This is a genomic window from Mycobacterium alsense (assembly GCF_002086635.1).
Classification (GTDB): Bacteria; Actinomycetota; Actinomycetes; order Mycobacteriales; family Mycobacteriaceae; genus Mycobacterium; species Mycobacterium alsense.
Map to the genome: position 1 here is coordinate 155524 of NZ_MVHD01000005.1, position 15898 is coordinate 171421.

A 15898-nucleotide genomic window follows, 5' to 3' on the forward strand; every position below is an offset into this window, starting at 1 on the left:
CGGGCTCATCCGGCCCCGCCGTGCCCGCCGCCGGTTCGGGGCACCGGCAGGCGCCGCAGCAGTTCACCGACCACGTCGGCGCCCTGAATCTTGCGCACCCACATCTCCGGCCGCAGGGTGATCCGGTGGGCGACGGCGGCGACGGCGAGCGCCTTGACGTCTTCGGGGATCACGTAGTCGCGACCGAGCAGCAGCGCGCGGGCGCGGGCGAGCTGGACGAGGTCGAGTTCCGCGCGCGGGCTGGCGCCGACGGCGACCTGCGGGTGGTGGCGGGTCGCGGTGGCCAGCGACACCACGTAGTGCAACACGTCCTCGTGCACCGTCACCTGCTCGACCGACTCGCGCATCGCCAGGAGGTCGTGGGCGTCCACGACCTGGTTGACCGTCGGCTCGGCCGAACCCCGCTCGATGCGACGGCGCAGCATCGAGGTCTCGTCACGCTCGGAGAGGTATCGCAGTTCCAGGCGGATGGCGAACCGGTCCAGCTGCGCCTCGGGCAACGGATAGGTGCCCTCGTACTCGATCGGGTTATCGGTCGCCAGAACGATGAATGGCGTTGGCAGCTTGTGGGTTTCGCCGTCGATGCTCACCTGGCCCTCGGCCATCGCCTCCAGCAGCGCCGCCTGAGTCTTGGGCGGAGTGCGGTTGATCTCGTCGGCAAGCAGCAGGTTGGTGAAGATCGGCCCGGCCCGGAACGCGAAGCGGCCCGACTGCATGTCGTAGATCGTCGAGCCGAGCAGGTCGGCGGGCAGCAGGTCCGGGGTGAACTGCACCCGGGTGAACCGCAGTCCCAGCGCGGCCGCGAAGGACCGCGCGATCAGCGTCTTGCCCAGGCCGGGCAGGTCTTCGATGAGGACGTGGCCGCGTGCGAGCACCGCGGTCAGGATAAGCGTCAGCGCCGCCCGCTTGCCCACCACCACGCGTTCGATTTCGTCGAGCACCGCCTCGCAGTGTGCGGTGGTGGTGGCGGCTGGCATCGCGGCCGGCAGTGTCATACCCTCTCCAACCTTCGCAGAATCTCTTCCAACACCGCACGACCGGGACCGGGCTGGCGGTCACCGGTGCGCGCGATGTTGTTCGGGTTGACCCATTCCCACAGTTCGGCCCCGAAAAGCATCCGGCCGGTGGCATGATACGCGGTGGGGTCCTTGGATTGCCTTTGGCCCGTTGTCATTTCGTAGCGCCGGGCGAGCATGGGGCGCAGGTGCCGGTCCCAATCCGCGCGGGTGGAGTCCGACCGCCGGATCGTCGCCTCCGTGGTGGCGAGCCAGCGGCGCAGCGAATCACCGAGCTCGTCGTGGTCGGGCTCGTCCGGGCTCTCCGTCCCACGCCCCAGGTAACGGCGGATGTTGAGCAGCACCAGGGCCACGGCGATACCCGAGGCCGCCAACAGGAATCGGCGGCCGTGCAGTATCAACGCCAGGAGCTCTATGCCCACCACCAGGCAAATACCAAGTGCTATCAGCCTTTTCATACCGCGCTCCGCAACTCCGCGAGGACCAGTTGCAGGACGTTTATCGCGACCTCACGGTGCTGCTCGCTCATCACGTGCGGGCTGAAGCGTGCCTCCTCGAACAGGTTCACCAACTGCTCCGCGTTATCGGCATGCAGCGCATGGTGTTCGACGGCCCGGACCAGCACCTCGGTCGGCGTATCGAAATCCTGGGGGGCGGCGCCGGGAACACGGGCGAGCTCACGCTCCATCGCGGCGTAGCAGGCGATGATCGCCTCGCGGGGCTCCCGGTTGAGGTCGCCCATCTCGGCCAGCCCGACTTCGGCCGCGCGGGCCAGCGAATCCGACGGCGGTGCCGGCGTTTCGACGTGATCGCCGGCCTGATTGCCGACGATCGGCGTCGCCGCCCGCCACCTCCGCCCCGCCGTGGCCACCGACCCCGCGACGATCACCAGCAGCATGGGGATGACCGCGGCAAGCAGGATTTTGACGGTGTCCGCGGAGCTCTTGGGCCGGTGGTGCGGTGGCGGGGGGCCGGCGGGCCGCCCCGACGGCGGCGCGGTCGCGTCGGGCCCGGGCGCGGCGGGATTGACGTCGTGCGGCGTCAGAAAGTGCACCAGCAACGACGCGATGACCAGCCACGCCGCGATCACCGCGAGCCCGATCAGGACCACGCGCCACCTCGGTCCGCCCCGGTCGGTGCCCAGCATCCCGGACAGGTCACCCTGCTTGGGCGCCACCGCGCGCGGGTCGCGCAACCGCGCGATGACCGCGATCGTCAGCAGGGCGAGGGTCGCGCCGAGCGCCCCGATGACGAACAGCAGCGCCGCCCGGCCGCCGCCCGCCTCCCCACGCACCGCATGACCCTGCGCGGGCAGGTATCCGCGCAGGGCGACCGCGGCGAAGATCATCAGGACGATCAGGGCAACGACACGCCCCGTCGGCTTGTCAATACCGGGCATTGGCCCACCACTCGACCGGTTGCGTGCCGCCGTTGCGGCACTGGCTTTCTTCATACTGGCACGTCGCGCGGCCATCCCGCCAGAACCGGCGCCGGTGGGCGGGTGTGGGGGCGAACCGGCATCGGCGGTGAAGACTTGGCGCGCGGTGCGGCCGGGTCTGGCCAACGGCGCCCGGCCCGGTGCGCGTAGCGCCCGGCGGTGCCAGACTTGGGGGCGTGCCGCCGTACCGGGACGTGGCCGCGTTCGACGATCGAGCGCCCGGGTACGACCACGGGTGGCGCGGCCGGCTGCACCATGAGATCGCCGAGCGCACCGCCGATCTCGCGGTGAGCGCCAGCGCCTCCGCCAGCCGCGTGCTGGACGTGGGATGCGGGACCGGCCATCTGCTGCGCGCATTGAGCCACCGCTACCCGCGGGCCTGCCAATTGTGCGGCGTCGACCCGGCGCCGCGAATGATCGCGACGGCACGCTCTTTCGGCGGCGACGATCGATTGAGCTTCGGCGTGGGGGTGGCCGAACAGCTCGGCTACCCCGACGGCGCTTTCGACCTCGTCGTCAGCTCGACCTCATTCGACCACTGGACGGATCAGCAGGCCGGCCTGCGCGAATGTGCCCGGGTGCTGCGCCCCGGCGGTCGGTTGGTGCTGGTCGACCAGTTCTCCTGGTGGCTGTTGCCGACCCTGGCCACCAGCCGTCGCGGCAAGGCCCGCACCCGGGGGCGCGCCAACGATCTTCTGCTGCGCGCCGGGTTTGACGCCCCGCACTGGCATCGGGTGTGCGCGGTGATCATCAACGGGGTGGTGGCCACCAGGCGAGCCAGCCCCCCGGCTAGCCGATGGTGAACGGCCGGAAGCTGCCGTCGAGCACCTGGTGGTGGCCGATCGTGCGGCCGGTGACCGCCCCGGGGTCCACCAGCGTCAATTCCACTGCGGCCCGCGCGAATTCATCGGCGCTGGCGGTGTCGTCGAATTCGCGGGCGTAGTAGGAAAGGCCCGGCGTGAGGATCGGCTTCGACGGCGACAGGGCGTTCACCGCGATGTTGTGGTCGGCGAGATCGTAGGCCGCGCACTGGGTCAGATGCTCGAGCGCGGCCTTGGATCCGCCGTAACCGGGCAGCACGCCGCCGCTGCGGTCGGCGTAGGGCCCGTCGCCGGGCATCCGCGACGCGACCGAGGTGATGTTGACGATCGAACCACCGCCCGCCTCGATCATGTCCGGGCACACCAGTTGCATCAGCTCGTAGGCGGCGAACACCGCGATGTCGAAATGGCGGCGGAACGCGTGCAGCGGGGTGCTGACGAACCCCGGCCAGCCGGGTTTGGCGGCGCCCACGGCGGTCGTGGCGGGCTTTGGGCGTGGCCTGCCGCCCGGAACCGGCGGCCGGCCGGGCGCGGTGAAGGCCGCGTTGTTCACCAGAATCGTGATGGCCCCCAACGCCTCTCGCGCCTCACCGACCAGCCGCGCGACGTCGTCGCGGTCGGTGAGGTCGGCGCGGATCGCCACGGCGCGACCGCCCGCCTCCTCGATGCCCGTGACGGTCTCGCCGATGGTTCCGGGCAGCCGGTCGTCCCACACCGCTTCGGTGCGCCCGACGACGGCCACCGCCGCGCCCTCGGCCGCCAGGGCGAGCGCGATCGCCCGGCCCAGGCCCCGGCTGCCGCCCGTGACGATCGCGGCCCGGCCCGCCAGTCGCGCGGTCATCCCGTCACCCCGTGCACGACGATGGCGGTCGTCTGCGCCACCCAGGTGTCGTCCAGCTCCTCCTCCGGGCGCAGCAGCATCCGCAGCATCGTCGCCCCTCCCATCAGCTCGATCAATCGGTCCGGGTCCACGTCGGGATGCGCCTCACCCCGGTCGATCGCCTCGCGCAGCCGCACCCGCACCGCCGAGAACACGTCGGCGAACCGCGACATCACCCGGGCGTTCAGCGCGGGATCGGCGGTCATGTCGGCCACCAGGCCGGGCAGCGCGGCACGCACCACCGGCGTGGTGAACACGTCGCGAGTGGCCTCGATCATCATCCGGACGTCGGCGGCGATGTCGCCGGCGGGGGCCTCCAGCGCGGTGGGGGCCGTCGGGAACGCCGCCTCGTGTACCAGTTCGGCCTTGCTCGACCACCGGCGATACAGCGCCGATTTCGTGGTGCCGGCCCGCTCGGCCACCGCGGCCAGGCTGAGGTTCGAATAGCCGATCTCCACAAGCAGTTCGGCGGTCGCCGACAGGATCGCCGAATCGATGCGGGGATCCCGGGGACGCCCGGCGCCGGGGGCCTTGTCAAGGTAGGTCGGGTCTGCTTTCATAACGCTACCTACCGTATCGTAATTGCCTCAAAGAAGTCTCTAAGAAATGGAGGCACCCCGTGGCCACCGAACCGGCGCTCGACAACGTCGAGCGACTGCAGCGCTCCAGTCGCGATGTCACGACCGTGCCGGCGGTGATGTCGCGATGGCTGTCGACCGTCCTTCCCGGCGGGGCCAAACCTGATGTGGCGGTGGAAAGCGGCGTCGACGCGACGGGGATGTCGTCGGAAACCATCATCCTGACCGCCCGTTGGGAACAGGAGGACGGGCCGGTCGAGCAAAAGCTGGTGGCCCGGGTGGCGCCCGCCGCCGAGGACGTACAGGTCTTCCCGACGTATCGCCTCGACCACCAATTCGAGGTGATCCGCAAGGTCGCCGAGCTCGCCGACGTCCCCGTTCCGCGCGTGCGCTGGCTCGAACCCACCGGCGAGGTGCTGGGAACGCCCTTCTTCGTCATGGACTACGTCGACGGCGTGGTCCCGCCCGACGTCATGCCCTACACCTTCGGCGGCAACTGGTTCGCCGACGCGCCGGCCGAACGTCAGCGTGCGCTGCAGGACGCCACGGTGGGTGTGCTGGCCGCGCTGCATTCGATTCCCAACGCGAAAGGCAGCTTTGCCTTCCTGGTCGGGGATCAGGAGGGTGATACCGCACTGCGCCGGCACTTCAACTGGGTGCGGTCGTGGTACGACTTCGCGGTCCCGGACATCGGCTCGTCGCCGCTGCTGGAGCGGACCTTCGAATGGCTGGAGGACAACTGGCCGGCCGAGGTCGCCGCGCGTGAGCCCGTGCTGCTCTGGGGCGACGCGCGGGTGGGCAACGTGCTCTACCGCGACTTCGCCCCGGTGGCGGTGCTGGACTGGGAGATGGTGACGCTCGGACCGCGCGAACTGGACGTCGCGTGGATGATCTACGCGCACATGGTCTTTCAGGAACTCGCCGGCCTGGCCACGCTGCCGGGGCTGCCCGGCGTGATGCGGGAGGACGACGTCCGCGCCACCTACCGCGAACTCACCGGCGTGGAGTTGGGCGACCTGCGCTGGTTCTACGCCTACTCCGGGGTGATGTGGGCGTGCGTGTTCATGCGCACCGGTGCCCGTCGGGTGCATTTCGGCGAAACCGAGAAACCCGACGATGTCGAATCGCTGTTCTACCACGCCGGATTGATGAGGCGCCTGATCGGAGAGGAGCAGTAATGCTCGGCCCGCTCGACGAATTCCCCGTACACCAGGTTCCCCAGCCGATCGCGTGGGCGGGTTCCTCCGACCGCAACTTCTACGACCGGTCCTATTTCAACGCCCACGACCGCACGGGGAACATCTTCGTCATCAGCGGCATCGGTTACTACCCCAACCTCGGCGTCAAGGACGCGTTCCTGCTCATCCGGCGCGGGGACACGCAGACCGCGGTGCATCTCTCGGACGCCATCGACCAGAACCGGCTCAACCAGAACGTCAACGGCTACCGCATCGAGGTCAGCGAGCCGCTGCGCAAGCTGCGGCTGATACTCGACGAAACCGAAGGCATCGCAGCCGATCTCGCCTGGGAGGGCCTGTTCGACGTCGTGCAGGAACAGCCGCACGTCCTGCGGTCGGGTAACCGGGTGACCCTGGACGCGCAGCGGTTCGCCCAGCTGGGCTGCTGGAGCGGCCGCATCGTCATCGACGGCGAGGAGATCGCCGTCGACCCCGCGACCTGGATCGGCAGCCGCGACCGTTCCTGGGGCATTCGGCCGATCGGCGAGCCCGAGCCGGCGGGCCGGCCCGCCGACCCGCCGTTCGAGGGCATGTGGTGGCTCTACGTGCCGATGGCCTTCGACGAGTTCGCCATCGTGCTGATCATCCAGGAGGAGCCCAACGGGTTCCGGTCGCTCAACGACTGCACCAGGGTGTGGCGCGACGGGCGCGTCGAGCAGCTGGGCTGGCCGCGCGTCAAGATCCACTACCGGTCCGGCACCCGCATCCCGACCGGCGCGACCATCGATGCGACCGCCCCCGACGGCACCCCCGTCCACTTCGACGTGGAGTCCAAGCTGCCCGTGCCCATCCACGTCGGCGGCGGGTACGGCGGCGACTCGGACTGGCTGCACGGCATGTGGAAGGGCGAAAAGTTCGTCGAGCGGCTGACTTACGACATGACCGACCCGGCGATCGTCGCGCGGTCGGGCTTCGGCGTGATCGACCACGTGGGCCGCGCGGTGTGCCGCGACGGCGACGGCGAGCCGGTGGAGGGCTGGGGCCTCTACGAGCACGGCGCGCTGGGCCGCCACGACCCGTCGGGGTTCTCCGACTGGCTGACGGTCGCGCCCTGAGCCCTCCCACGCCGGGCGGCTTAGCGCAGTTCGTTCAGGATCTCCGACAGGGTCTGCAGCCCGATGGGCGACGGCTGATACAGGCACACGGTGTCGGAGACCCCGTCGACGCGATCGCGGATGTGGGCGGCGATCTGCTTGGGGGTGCCGCAGGCCGCGATCGTGTGCAACATCTCGTCGTCGATGAGCCCACCCATCTCCTGCCAGCGCCCCCGTTTGGACATCGCGTTGAGCTCGGGCTGCAGGTCTTCCCACCCGTGTGCGGCGAGGACGGGCCGGTACGCCGGCGTCGACCCGTAGAAGGCCAGCAGCCGCCGGGTGCTCGCATGGGCCCCAGCGTCCGAACCCGCCGACACGATGATCTCGGGAATCACGGCGAACTCGCCCGGCCCGCGGTGCGCGGCGGCCAGGCCGTCGCGCACCGCGGGCAGCGTGTTCTCGTGCAGGAACCGCTTCGAGCCGAACGGCATCACGAGCAGGCCGTCGGCGTGCCCGGCGACCGCGCGGGTCAGGCGCGGCCCCAGGGCGCCGACATAGATCGGCGGCGGGCCGAAGGGGTTCGGGCCCGGGCTGAAGGTTGGTGTCATCAGCGTGTGGCGATAGTACTCGCCGCGAAACTCCAAGGGGCCGCCGGAATTCCATGCCTGAAAGATCGCACGTAGGGCGGCGATCAGCTCGGTCATGCGGGCCACCGGGTGGTCGAACGCCGCGCCGAAGCGCTTCTCGATCTGCGGGCGGATCTGGGTGCCCAGCCCGAGGAAGAACCGACCGCCGCTCAGCAGCTGATGGTCGTTGGCCTGGTGCGCCAGGTGGATGGGGTTGCGCGGGAACGCGATGGCCACGTTGGTCATCAGGTCCAGCCCGCCCACCGTGGCGGCGAGCGTCAGCGGGGCAAACACGTCGTGCGGACCCTCGAAGGTGGCGACGCCGTCGGCCCCGGCGTCGCGCAGCGCCCGCGCGCGCTCGGCGGCGTCGACGGGGCCGTACAGCGCCGTGAAGACTTTCAAGACACCTGCCTGATCTGACACCGCGGACCCGCAAAGCCGCCCCGGTGGGGCGGCCGATGAAGATTTATCCTACGAAGTCCGCGAAATGCGGTTGACTAGAGGACGTGTCAAAGCCGCCGCCGGTTGTCGACGTTGTCGTGGTCGGTGCCGGCTTTGCCGGGTTGTCCGCGGCGCGCGAGCTGGCGCGGCAGGGCCATGACGTGCTGGTCTTCGAGGGCCGCGACCGGGTCGGCGGCCGGGCGTTCACCGGCAGCGTCGCCGGGCTGCCCGCCGACCTGGGCGGCACCTTCGTCGGCCCCACCCAGGACGCCGTGCTGGCGCTGGCCGCCGAGCTCGGGGTCGCGACCACGCCGACCCACCACGAGGGCAAGAACGTGATCCACTGGCGCGGCTGGGCGCGCCCCTATCACGGCACCATCCCCAAGCTCTCGCTGACCGGGCTGCTCGACATCGGCCGGCTGCGTTGGCAGTTCGACCGGATCGCCCGCGGCGTCCCGGTGGCCACGCCCTGGGATGCGCGCCGCGCGCGCGAGCTCGACGGGATGTCGCTGGGCGGGTGGCTGCGCTCGGTGCGCGCCACCGCGTCCTCGCGCGACCTGATGGCCATCGTGGCCCGGGTGACCTGGGGGTGCGAACCCGACGAGGTGTCGATGCTGCACGCCGCCCGCTACACCCACGCCGCCGGCGGCCTGGACCGCCTGCTCGATGTCGAAAACGGCGCCCAACAGGACCGCTTCCCAGGAGGCACCCAGCAGATCGCCCTCGCCACCGCGGCCGAACTGGGCGCGCGCGTGGTCCTGGGCGCGCCGGTCCGCCGCATCGAGCGGCACGGCTCGGGCGTGACGGTCACCACCGACGGAGGCTCGGCCGAGGCGGGCTTCGTCATCGTGGCGATCCCGCCCGCCCATCGCGCGTCGATCGAGTTCGCTCCGCCGCTGCCGCCCGAATACGACCAGCTCGCCCGGCACTGGCCGCAGGGCCGCCTCAGCAAGGCGTACGCGGCCTACGAGACGCCGTTCTGGCGGGCCGACGGGTTCTCCGGGCAGGCGCTGTCCGACCGGGGCCCGGTTTTCATCACGTTCGACGTCAGCCCGCACGCCGACGGCCCGGGCGTCCTGATGGGCTTCGTCGACGCCCGCGCGTTCGACTCGCTGCCCACCGAGCAGCGCCGCCGCGACGCGCTGCGCTGCTTCGCGTCGCTGTTCGGCGACGAGGCGCTCAAGCCGCTCGACTACGTCGACCACCGGTGGGGCGCAGAGGGTTTCGCACCGGGTGGACCGACGGCGGCGGTACCGCCGGGGTCGTGGACGCGATTCGGACCGCTGCTGCGCGAACCCGTCGGGCCGATCCATTGGGCCGGCACCGAGACCGCCGACGAGTGGACCGGGTTCCTCGACGGCGCGGTCCGGTCGGGCCAGCGGGCGGCCGCCGAGATCACCGCGCTGCTATGAGCTGATGCGGCGGTCCCGCGCGTCGTGGGTCACCGATTCGACCAGTTCCCGCAGGTGCCGGTTGACCTCACGCGGCCGCTCGAGCATCGAGCAGTGGCCGCCGGGCAGCTCGACCAGACCGACGACATTGGGCGCCGTGCGCGCGATCCTGCGCGACTGCCCGATCGGGGTCAGCCGATCCCGTTCGCTGCCGATGACCAGGGTCGGCACCGTCAACCCGTCCAGGTCCAGGTGGCGCGACCCCAGCGCCTCGACGAGCATCCGTGCACACCCGCCGCGCCCCGCGGGCGACGTCTGCGCGAACAGCTCGCAGACGATCCGCGCGGCGCCCGGGTCGGCGTCGCCCCCGACCGCCAGCGCCGCGACCACGTGGCGGCTCGGGATCCCCGCCCCGGGCGGCAGCGGGAAGCCGCCGAACACGCCGATCAGCCCGCGCGCCGCTGCGACGCGGGCCTGGGACAGGGCGCCCAGCCCGCGCGGCACCGACAGCAGCTTCACCTGGCGCACCAGATCCCCCGTGGTGGTGTTGATCAGCGCGACGGCGTCGGCGCGCCGGTGCACCTTGTGCCGGTGGTGCGACGACCACGCGGCGATCGTGATGCCGCCCATCGAATGCCCGGCCAGCACCGCCCGCTCGTGCGGCGCGAGCGTGGCATCGAGGACCGAATCCAGGTCGCACGCAAGGTGTTTGAGGCTGTAGCCGCCACGCCGCGGGATTCCGCTGCGGCCGTGGCCGCGGTGGTCGAACGCGATGACCCGGTAGTCGGCCGCCAGGTCGGCGATCTGATGGGTCCAGGCCCGGATGGAGCAGGTGATACCGTGCGTGAGCACGATCGGGTAGCCCTCCGGCGGCCCGAAAACCTCCGTGTGCAAGGGGATCCCGTCGGCCGCGCGCACGGTCAGGGTGCGGCTGGGCGGCAATTCGTCGGGGATCCGCTCACGTGTCCGGTTCGATAGCCCAGCGCTCATCGCCGTTCCCCCTTCGAACGCGGCCACCCCGCCGCACTCCGGTGTAGGCGAGTGTAGCCCCGAGTCGATGACGAACGGGTGAAAACGGCCCATTACACGTCGTGAATTTGAGGACGGCCGTCCCACATCTCCGGTCCGCGGTGCGCCGGGTGTGAGACGCTGACGGCCGTGTACCCGATGTCTCGTCGGGAGCTACTCGCCGCGACGGCGAGCCTGGTCGGCGGCGCGCTGGCCGCCGCCTGCGCACGGGGCCGCCCGCCGCCGCCTGACACCAACGCTGTGCTCGTCGTCGGGGCCGGCATGGCGGGCCTGTCCGCCGCGCGCGGCCTCGCCGACGCGGGCTGGCCGGTGCGCGTCATCGAGGCACGTGACCGCATCGGCGGCCGGGTGTGCACCTCTCGCGACTGGGACGTGCCGCTCGAGATGGGCGCGTCGTGGATCCAGGGCACCACCGACAACCCGCTGATGGAGCTGGCGGCCAGGGCGCGGGCGCGGCTCGTCCCCACCGACTACTACGGATGGGCGAAGCTGGCAATCGATCCGCGGCTCCCGGCGCTGCGGTACCACCCACAGGCCTGGCGCGGCTTCGTCAAGCGGGCCCGCGACCACGTCGACGACGGCAGCCTCGGAGCCGCCGTGGATGCCGCGGCGGCCGGCGCCGGGCTTTCCGCATCCGACCGCGCCCAACTGGCCTTCTATGTCGCCACCGAAATCGAGAACGAATACGCCGCCGGTGCGAATGAGCTGTCCGCCAAGACTTTTGATGTTGGCGACTACGCCGGCGGCGACCAAGACGTCGTCACGAGCGGCTACGACGCCCTGCCGCAGCTGCTCGCCGACGGCCTGCAGATCCAGCTGAACACCCCGGTCACCGCGATCACGCACCACGACGACTCCGTCACCGTGCACGCCGCGAGCCGCTCGTTCGACGGTCCCGCGGCGATCGTCACCGTCCCCCTCGGCGTGCTGAAAGCCGGTGCCATCGCGTTCGATCCGCCCCTCCCAGGCCCGCATGCCCGCGCCGTGAAGGCGCTGGGGTTCGGCGTGCTGTCCAAAAGCTTCTTCCGTTTCGACCGGCGCACCTGGAACGCGGAGAACGCCTTCCATCAGTACCTCGGCCCCGAGCCGGGACTGTGGTCGCAATGGTTCACTCTGCCGCGCAGCGCGGGCCCAATCGTGTTGGCCTTCAACGCCGGCGAGCGCGGCCGGTGGGCGGAGTCGTCGTCACCCGCGGAGCTGACGGCCAGCGCCGTGCCCGTCGCCCGGCAGTTGTTCGGCGCCGACGTCTCCCCGGTCGAGGTCCGCACGTCGAACTGGGCCGCCGACCCCTATGCGTTGGGCTCCTACTCGTTCCATGCCCCCGGGTCCGGGCTGGCCGACCGCCGCCGGCTGGCCGAACCGATCGGCGACCGGCTCTACCTCGCCGGCGAGGCCGTCGGCGTCGACAATCCGGCCACCGTCACCGGCGCGGTGGTCAGTGGTCGCTACGCCGCCGGCCAACTGATGCGCCGATTGCGTCACTGATGACCGCTACCTCTTGTTCTCCAGCGCGGTGGCACAGGCGTCAAGGATGGCACGGAAGCTCGAGCGCAGCAGCCGATAGCTGACCGCTTCCAACAGCTTGCCGCCGGCCCGCGCCGGATGGGTGTAGTGGGTCAGCCAGTCCACGTGCGTGCCGTCGCCCGAAGCCGTGAGCGTCAGTGTGCCGCCGTCATGGTCGAACGGCGGGAAAGATCGGACGATGAGATAGGTATAGCTGCGCGGCCGATCGTAGGCGGTGATCTTCTCCCGGAACCACGCGCCGGCACAGACCACCTCGCGCACCGCTCCCGCGCCGTGCCCCGGCGAATCCTTCGCATAGTTGGCCTTCAGGGCCAGCGGGGCGGCGGCCAGGTTCGGCGGGTCGGCCAGCCAGTCGAAGACCTCGTCGATGGGCGCGGCGATGGTTCGCTCCACATGAATCTCGACCATTGCAGACATGCTAGACGCGCAAGGTCGCCCACATCGGCGGGCGCTACGTCAGCTGTTTGAGCGTGGTGTGCGGGCTCTGTCCGTAGACCTGCCGGTAGAGCACCGCGAACCGGCCGGTGTGGGCGAAACCCCAACGCTGCGCGATCTCGGTGACCGTCCTGTTGGACGGCTCGGCGGTGACGAGGTCCTGGTGCGCGCGGTGCAGCCGGGTGCGGCGCAGGTATTCCGTGGGGGTGGTGTCGAGCTGGCGCCGAAACAGGTACTGCACCGCCCGGGGCGTCAGATGCACGGCCGCCGCGATGTCGTTGATGCTCACGTCGCCGGCGACGTGCCGATGGATGAAGGCCACCGCATCCTTCAGCGTTTCCGGGATCGCGGGGTCACCGGTCAGCTCCTGCGCGGTCCCGTTGGACGGGTAGCACTCGAGCAGCGCCCCGGCCAGCAGCGGCGCCAGCGCGGCCACCACCAGCGGCTGCCCGGCCGAGTCGGGCGCGGCCAGGGTCGCGCTCACGTAGTCCAGCGCCCGCTGCCAAGCGCGCAGGGCGCTGCGGGAGCGGGGACGGGAGTTCACGAAACGGATCTGGTGCGCCACGGGCGCCTGCCAGTCGGCGGCCACCTTGCGCAGCGCGGCGGCGGCGATCGTCACCACGTCGAACCGGGCGCCGTTGACCCGCAGCGCGCACGACATGCCGTTCGCGACCAGGACGGGGCCCTCGACGTTCGGGAAAGGGCCGCCGGTCAGGGTCAACGACCCTGCGCGCGGCTGGATCACGAGAACGCTTTCGGCGGGCGGGATTTCGACGGTCAGCCGCCCCTGGATGACCACCTCGTCCAGCGCCAGCGAAGGCGCCGCGCAGCGCCGGTGGGTGACGACCAGCTGGCTCGCGGACCCGCTGACGCGCCAGCCCGGCGCGTAGGCACCGGCGAAGAACCGCCGCGCGGCCTCCGGATCGACCGTGCGGAACTGCTCGTAGCGGATCGCCGCCGTGCCCGGGGCCGGCCCCGGGTGGTGCGCGGGGGCGACAGCGGCGGGGCGCAGGTCGACCTGGATCGTGTCGGGGGCACCGGCGGCGACGACCGCATCGGCGAGGCCGGGCGTCGCGTTCCCGGCGATGGTCGTCATCGCGTCACCGCGTCCCCGCGTTTCCCGCCGGCACGAGTTCGGCCGGCGCGCGGTTTTGCGGAACGATCTGGCGGTAGATGTTCACCGAGTCGAGCGCGATCCGGTCCCAGGTAAAGCGCGACACGGCGCGGCTGCGGCCGGCCGCCCCCATGCTTTCACACCGGAAGCTTTGCGCCAGAAAGCTTCTCAACGCCACGGCGACCGGGGCCGCGCCGTGCTGCGAGAGCACCTGGCCGGTGACCCCGTCCACCACGACGTCGGTCATGACGCCGACCGGAAGCGCGACCACGGCCACCCCGCAGGCCATGGCCTGCAGCGCCGGTGTCGCGCGGGGCGGCCGTCGGGGTGTGCACGCGACGACGTCTGCGGATCGCAGCAGCGACGGCAGCGCGTCACCGCCGACCGCGCCGGCGAAGCGCACCCGGTGGGCCACGCCCAGCTCGGCGGCGAGGCGTTCGAGCCGGGCGCGCGCCTGGTCGTGGCCGGGTTCGCCGGCGGCGGTTTCGGCCACGACCAGTTCGGCGTCGGCGACCCTGGGCAGCGCGCGAATGGCGATGTCAAACCCGTTTGATTCCAACGGGTTTGGACCCACACAAAGCACGCGATGCAGGCCGTTGCGTGCGGCCGCCGGGCCGACCGGGCTGTATCGCTCCACGTCGACGCCGCTGCACAGGAGGGACACCCGGGCGCGGCCGCGGCGCAGCCGGGCCAGCACGTCGGCCTCGGCGGTGCACTCACCGGTCACCCACGTCGCGCCGCGGGCCAGCAGCGGCTCGATGCGTTCCCGCTCGCCCAGCGGCCGCGGGTCGCCGGCGGCATGCACCGGATGCGCGGCCGCGGCCAGCCCCTGGAAGCTCTGCACGGTGGGTACGCGTCGCCGCCGCGCCGCCAGCTGGGCGGCCAGCCCGCCGAGGAATCCGTAGGCGTGCACGACGTCGGGCGGGTCGGCGCGCCAGTGCCGCTCGAGCACGGTCACCCATTCCCCGACGTACGGCAACACCGCCGCGGCCGAGGCGGCGGCGCGGGGGCCGACGCGGATCGACACGGTCCGGTGGTCCCCGTCGCGGAGCGCGTTTGCGCGCCGGCGGCCCTGCTGCCTGGCGTAGACGGTCACCTCGTGTCCCCGGGCGGAAAGCGCGCTGCCAAGTTGCGCGGGGTCATCGCCGACGAGGTCGTCACCAGTGACGATCGCGATCTTCACCGCCGCTCCCTTCGGGTTCGCGCTGCCGATACCGATGACCGTGAAGCCGATGACCACAAACCGATGACAAAGGTGCTACCCCGCCCGACACAAACGAAACGCGGCCCCTTCGCCCTTCGCCCACCGGCGCCCGGTTTCGCAAACCGGACGCTCGTGCGCCGGGAGGGCTGGGACGCGGCCGCCCGGGAGAGGACACTGAGGTAATGACCAGGGCGGCCGGTGACATCCAACGCCCGGCACTCGAGCTCGCGGTCCTGTTGGCGTCGGCGGGTGGGCTGGACGCCTTGTCCGTCGTCCTGCGCGACCTGCCGACCGAGTTCTCGGCCGCCGTCGTCATCCAGCAGCACCTGGGGGGCCCGACCAGCGTGCTGCCCACCATCCTGGGCAGGCAGACGCCCCGGCGGGTCAGTTGGGCGCAGGACGGTCAGGCCGTCGTGCCGGGAGAGGTCGTGGTCTGTCCACCCGGCACGCACCTGGAACTGATGCCCGACGGCCGCTGCCGGCTGCGCCGGATGGAGGCTCTCGGCGAGCGGCGTTTCGACGTGCTGCTGGCGTCGGTGGCCACCTCGTACGGGGCGCGCAGCGTGGCGGTGATGTTGTCGGGTTCGGGGCACGACGGCGCAATCGGCACCGCGGCGATGAAGCGGGCCGGCGCCGTCGTCATCGCGCAGAGCCCGGAAACCGCCCTGTACACGTCGCTACCGCTCGCGGCGGTGCGGGCCGGCGCCGACCTCGTATTGCCGATCCACGACATCGGGCGCGTGCTGGCCGCGCTCGTCGCGGGCGGAGCACCGCCGCAGCCGATCGAAGGCGCACGGGCGATGCCGCTCGGGCCAAGGGAGCGGGCCGCGGCCTGGGAAAGCGACGCGACCACAGCGGAAGGGGGATCAATGGACAGCCATACCGCAGGGGGCGCCGGCACGAACCGGCAGTTGCCGGACCACCTGCCCAACAGCGCGGCCGCGCGCGCCGAGATGGCGCGGCAGCGCGCCACCGAGTTGCGGCGCAGGCGCCAGGATCTGTCCGCGGGTTTCGGGGCCACCGAGCAGACCGCAGCCGTCGCGCGGCGCAGGGCCGAGGAGTCGGTGCGCCGCGCCCAATTGGCCCACCAGGCGGCCTCGGAGGCGACCGCGCGCTGGGGACACTGAGC

Annotated in this window: 16 protein-coding genes; 6 read left to right on the plus strand and 10 right to left on the minus strand. The window is 71.5% G+C overall.

The genetic code is table 11. The features are described 5' to 3' along the window. Positions 1 to 5: 5 nt before the first annotated feature. The 3 genes from BST11_RS05670 to BST11_RS05680 are packed head-to-tail and all read right to left on the minus strand — an operon-like array spanning position 6 to position 2415. Positions 6 to 977, minus strand: a complete 972-nt coding sequence (locus BST11_RS05670) for an AAA family ATPase (protein ID WP_083137038.1) — start codon at positions 975 to 977, stop codon at positions 6 to 8. A gap of 14 nt (positions 978 to 991) precedes the next feature. Next, positions 992 to 1474 carry a hypothetical protein gene (locus BST11_RS05675; protein WP_083136980.1) on the minus strand — a complete coding sequence of 161 codons (483 nt, stop codon included), beginning with the start codon at positions 1472 to 1474 and terminating at the stop codon, positions 992 to 994. Beyond that, positions 1471 to 2415, minus strand: coding sequence for a DUF4129 domain-containing protein (locus BST11_RS05680; protein WP_083136981.1), 945 nt, complete (start codon positions 2413 to 2415; stop codon positions 1471 to 1473). The genes BST11_RS05675 and BST11_RS05680 overlap by 4 nt, the downstream gene beginning before the upstream one ends. Before the next feature lie 215 nt (positions 2416 to 2630). On the opposite strand from BST11_RS05680, the gene BST11_RS05685 reads away from it, so the two are divergent. Further along, positions 2631 to 3257 (plus strand): class I SAM-dependent methyltransferase, encoded by a 627-nt coding sequence (locus BST11_RS05685; RefSeq protein WP_158086767.1) that lies wholly within the window; start codon positions 2631 to 2633, stop codon positions 3255 to 3257. Here BST11_RS05685 and BST11_RS05690 read toward each other — a convergent pair. Together BST11_RS05690 and BST11_RS05695 are read right to left on the minus strand one after the other, a co-directional pair. Then, on the minus strand, positions 3244 to 4116 hold the full coding sequence (locus BST11_RS05690) for an SDR family NAD(P)-dependent oxidoreductase (RefSeq protein ID WP_083136983.1): 873 nt from the start codon (positions 4114 to 4116) through the stop codon (positions 3244 to 3246). The two genes, BST11_RS05685 and BST11_RS05690, sit on opposite strands and share 14 nt — an antisense overlap. Next, positions 4113 to 4715 (minus strand): TetR/AcrR family transcriptional regulator, encoded by a 603-nt coding sequence (locus BST11_RS05695; protein ID WP_083136984.1) that lies wholly within the window; start codon positions 4713 to 4715, stop codon positions 4113 to 4115. The genes BST11_RS05690 and BST11_RS05695 overlap by 4 nt, the downstream gene beginning before the upstream one ends. Before the next feature lie 59 nt (positions 4716 to 4774). Here BST11_RS05695 and BST11_RS05700 point away from each other — a divergent pair, with 59 nt between their 5' ends. After that, positions 4775 to 5911 carry a phosphotransferase family protein gene (locus BST11_RS05700; protein ID WP_083136985.1) on the plus strand — a complete coding sequence of 379 codons (1137 nt, stop codon included), beginning with the start codon at positions 4775 to 4777 and terminating at the stop codon, positions 5909 to 5911. Then, the gene (locus BST11_RS05705) at positions 5911 to 7026 is read left to right on the plus strand and encodes an Rv3169 family protein (protein WP_083136986.1); all 1116 of its coding nucleotides are present in this window, start codon (positions 5911 to 5913) and stop codon (positions 7024 to 7026) included. The genes BST11_RS05700 and BST11_RS05705 overlap by 1 nt, the downstream gene beginning before the upstream one ends. Positions 7027 to 7046: 20 nt before the next feature. On the opposite strand, the gene BST11_RS05710 is transcribed toward BST11_RS05705, so the two are convergent. Then, a complete protein-coding gene (locus BST11_RS05710) occupies positions 7047 to 8033 on the minus strand; it encodes a TIGR03617 family F420-dependent LLM class oxidoreductase (RefSeq protein ID WP_083136987.1) in 987 nt (328 codons plus the stop codon). A 104-nt stretch (positions 8034 to 8137) separates the two neighbouring features. Between BST11_RS05710 and BST11_RS05715 the strand changes: the two genes are divergently transcribed. Continuing rightward, positions 8138 to 9484, plus strand: a complete 1347-nt coding sequence (locus BST11_RS05715) for a flavin monoamine oxidase family protein (RefSeq protein WP_083136988.1) — start codon at positions 8138 to 8140, stop codon at positions 9482 to 9484. On the opposite strand, the gene BST11_RS05720 is transcribed toward BST11_RS05715, so the two are convergent. Next, a complete protein-coding gene (locus BST11_RS05720; RefSeq protein WP_083136989.1) occupies positions 9479 to 10453 on the minus strand; it encodes an alpha/beta fold hydrolase in 975 nt (324 codons plus the stop codon). The genes BST11_RS05715 and BST11_RS05720 overlap by 6 nt on opposite strands. Before the next feature lie 177 nt (positions 10454 to 10630). Here BST11_RS05720 and BST11_RS05725 point away from each other — a divergent pair, with 177 nt between their 5' ends. Next, positions 10631 to 11977 (plus strand): flavin monoamine oxidase family protein, encoded by a 1347-nt coding sequence (locus tag BST11_RS05725; RefSeq protein ID WP_083137040.1) that lies wholly within the window; start codon positions 10631 to 10633, stop codon positions 11975 to 11977. Between the two features lie 6 nt (positions 11978 to 11983). Here the strand turns inward: BST11_RS05725 and BST11_RS05730 are convergent, their stop codons facing one another. Genes BST11_RS05730 through BST11_RS05740 form a run of 3 tightly spaced genes read right to left on the minus strand, consistent with a single transcriptional unit; the run spans position 11984 to position 14748 of the window. Further along, entirely contained in the window at positions 11984 to 12424 is a 441-nt protein-coding gene (locus BST11_RS05730) for an SRPBCC family protein (protein WP_083136990.1), read from the minus strand. A gap of 43 nt (positions 12425 to 12467) precedes the next feature. Beyond that, a complete protein-coding gene (locus BST11_RS05735) occupies positions 12468 to 13547 on the minus strand; it encodes a helix-turn-helix transcriptional regulator (protein WP_083136991.1) in 1080 nt (359 codons plus the stop codon). Between the two features lie 4 nt (positions 13548 to 13551). Next, positions 13552 to 14748 carry a glycosyltransferase gene (locus BST11_RS05740; protein ID WP_083137041.1) on the minus strand — a complete coding sequence of 399 codons (1197 nt, stop codon included), beginning with the start codon at positions 14746 to 14748 and terminating at the stop codon, positions 13552 to 13554. Positions 14749 to 14951: 203 nt separating this feature from the next. Between BST11_RS05740 and BST11_RS05745 the strand changes: the two genes are divergently transcribed. After that, on the plus strand, positions 14952 to 15896 hold the full coding sequence (locus tag BST11_RS05745; protein ID WP_083136992.1) for a chemotaxis protein CheB: 945 nt from the start codon (positions 14952 to 14954) through the stop codon (positions 15894 to 15896). Positions 15897 to 15898: the final 2 nt, after the last annotated feature.

Coding starts and splice junctions, on each gene's coding strand:
- BST11_RS05720 (WP_083136989.1), bottom strand. CDS start 10,453: ATGAGCGCTGGGCTATCGAACCGGACACGTGAGCGGATCCCCGACGAA.
- BST11_RS05725 (WP_083137040.1), top strand. CDS start 10,631: ATGTCTCGTCGGGAGCTACTCGCCGCGACGGCGAGCCTGGTCGGCGGC.
- BST11_RS05705 (WP_083136986.1), top strand. CDS start 5,911: ATGCTCGGCCCGCTCGACGAATTCCCCGTACACCAGGTTCCCCAGCCG.
- BST11_RS05680 (WP_083136981.1), bottom strand. CDS start 2,415: ATGCCCGGTATTGACAAGCCGACGGGGCGTGTCGTTGCCCTGATCGTC.
- BST11_RS05690 (WP_083136983.1), bottom strand. CDS start 4,116: ATGACCGCGCGACTGGCGGGCCGGGCCGCGATCGTCACGGGCGGCAGC.
- BST11_RS05695 (WP_083136984.1), bottom strand. CDS start 4,715: ATGAAAGCAGACCCGACCTACCTTGACAAGGCCCCCGGCGCCGGGCGT.
- BST11_RS05730 (WP_083136990.1), bottom strand. CDS start 12,424: ATGGTCGAGATTCATGTGGAGCGAACCATCGCCGCGCCCATCGACGAG.
- BST11_RS05745 (WP_083136992.1), top strand. CDS start 14,952: ATGACCAGGGCGGCCGGTGACATCCAACGCCCGGCACTCGAGCTCGCG.
- BST11_RS05735 (WP_083136991.1), bottom strand. CDS start 13,547: ATGACGACCATCGCCGGGAACGCGACGCCCGGCCTCGCCGATGCGGTC.
- BST11_RS05675 (WP_083136980.1), bottom strand. CDS start 1,474: ATGAAAAGGCTGATAGCACTTGGTATTTGCCTGGTGGTGGGCATAGAG.
- BST11_RS05670 (WP_083137038.1), bottom strand. CDS start 977: ATGCCAGCCGCCACCACCACCGCACACTGCGAGGCGGTGCTCGACGAA.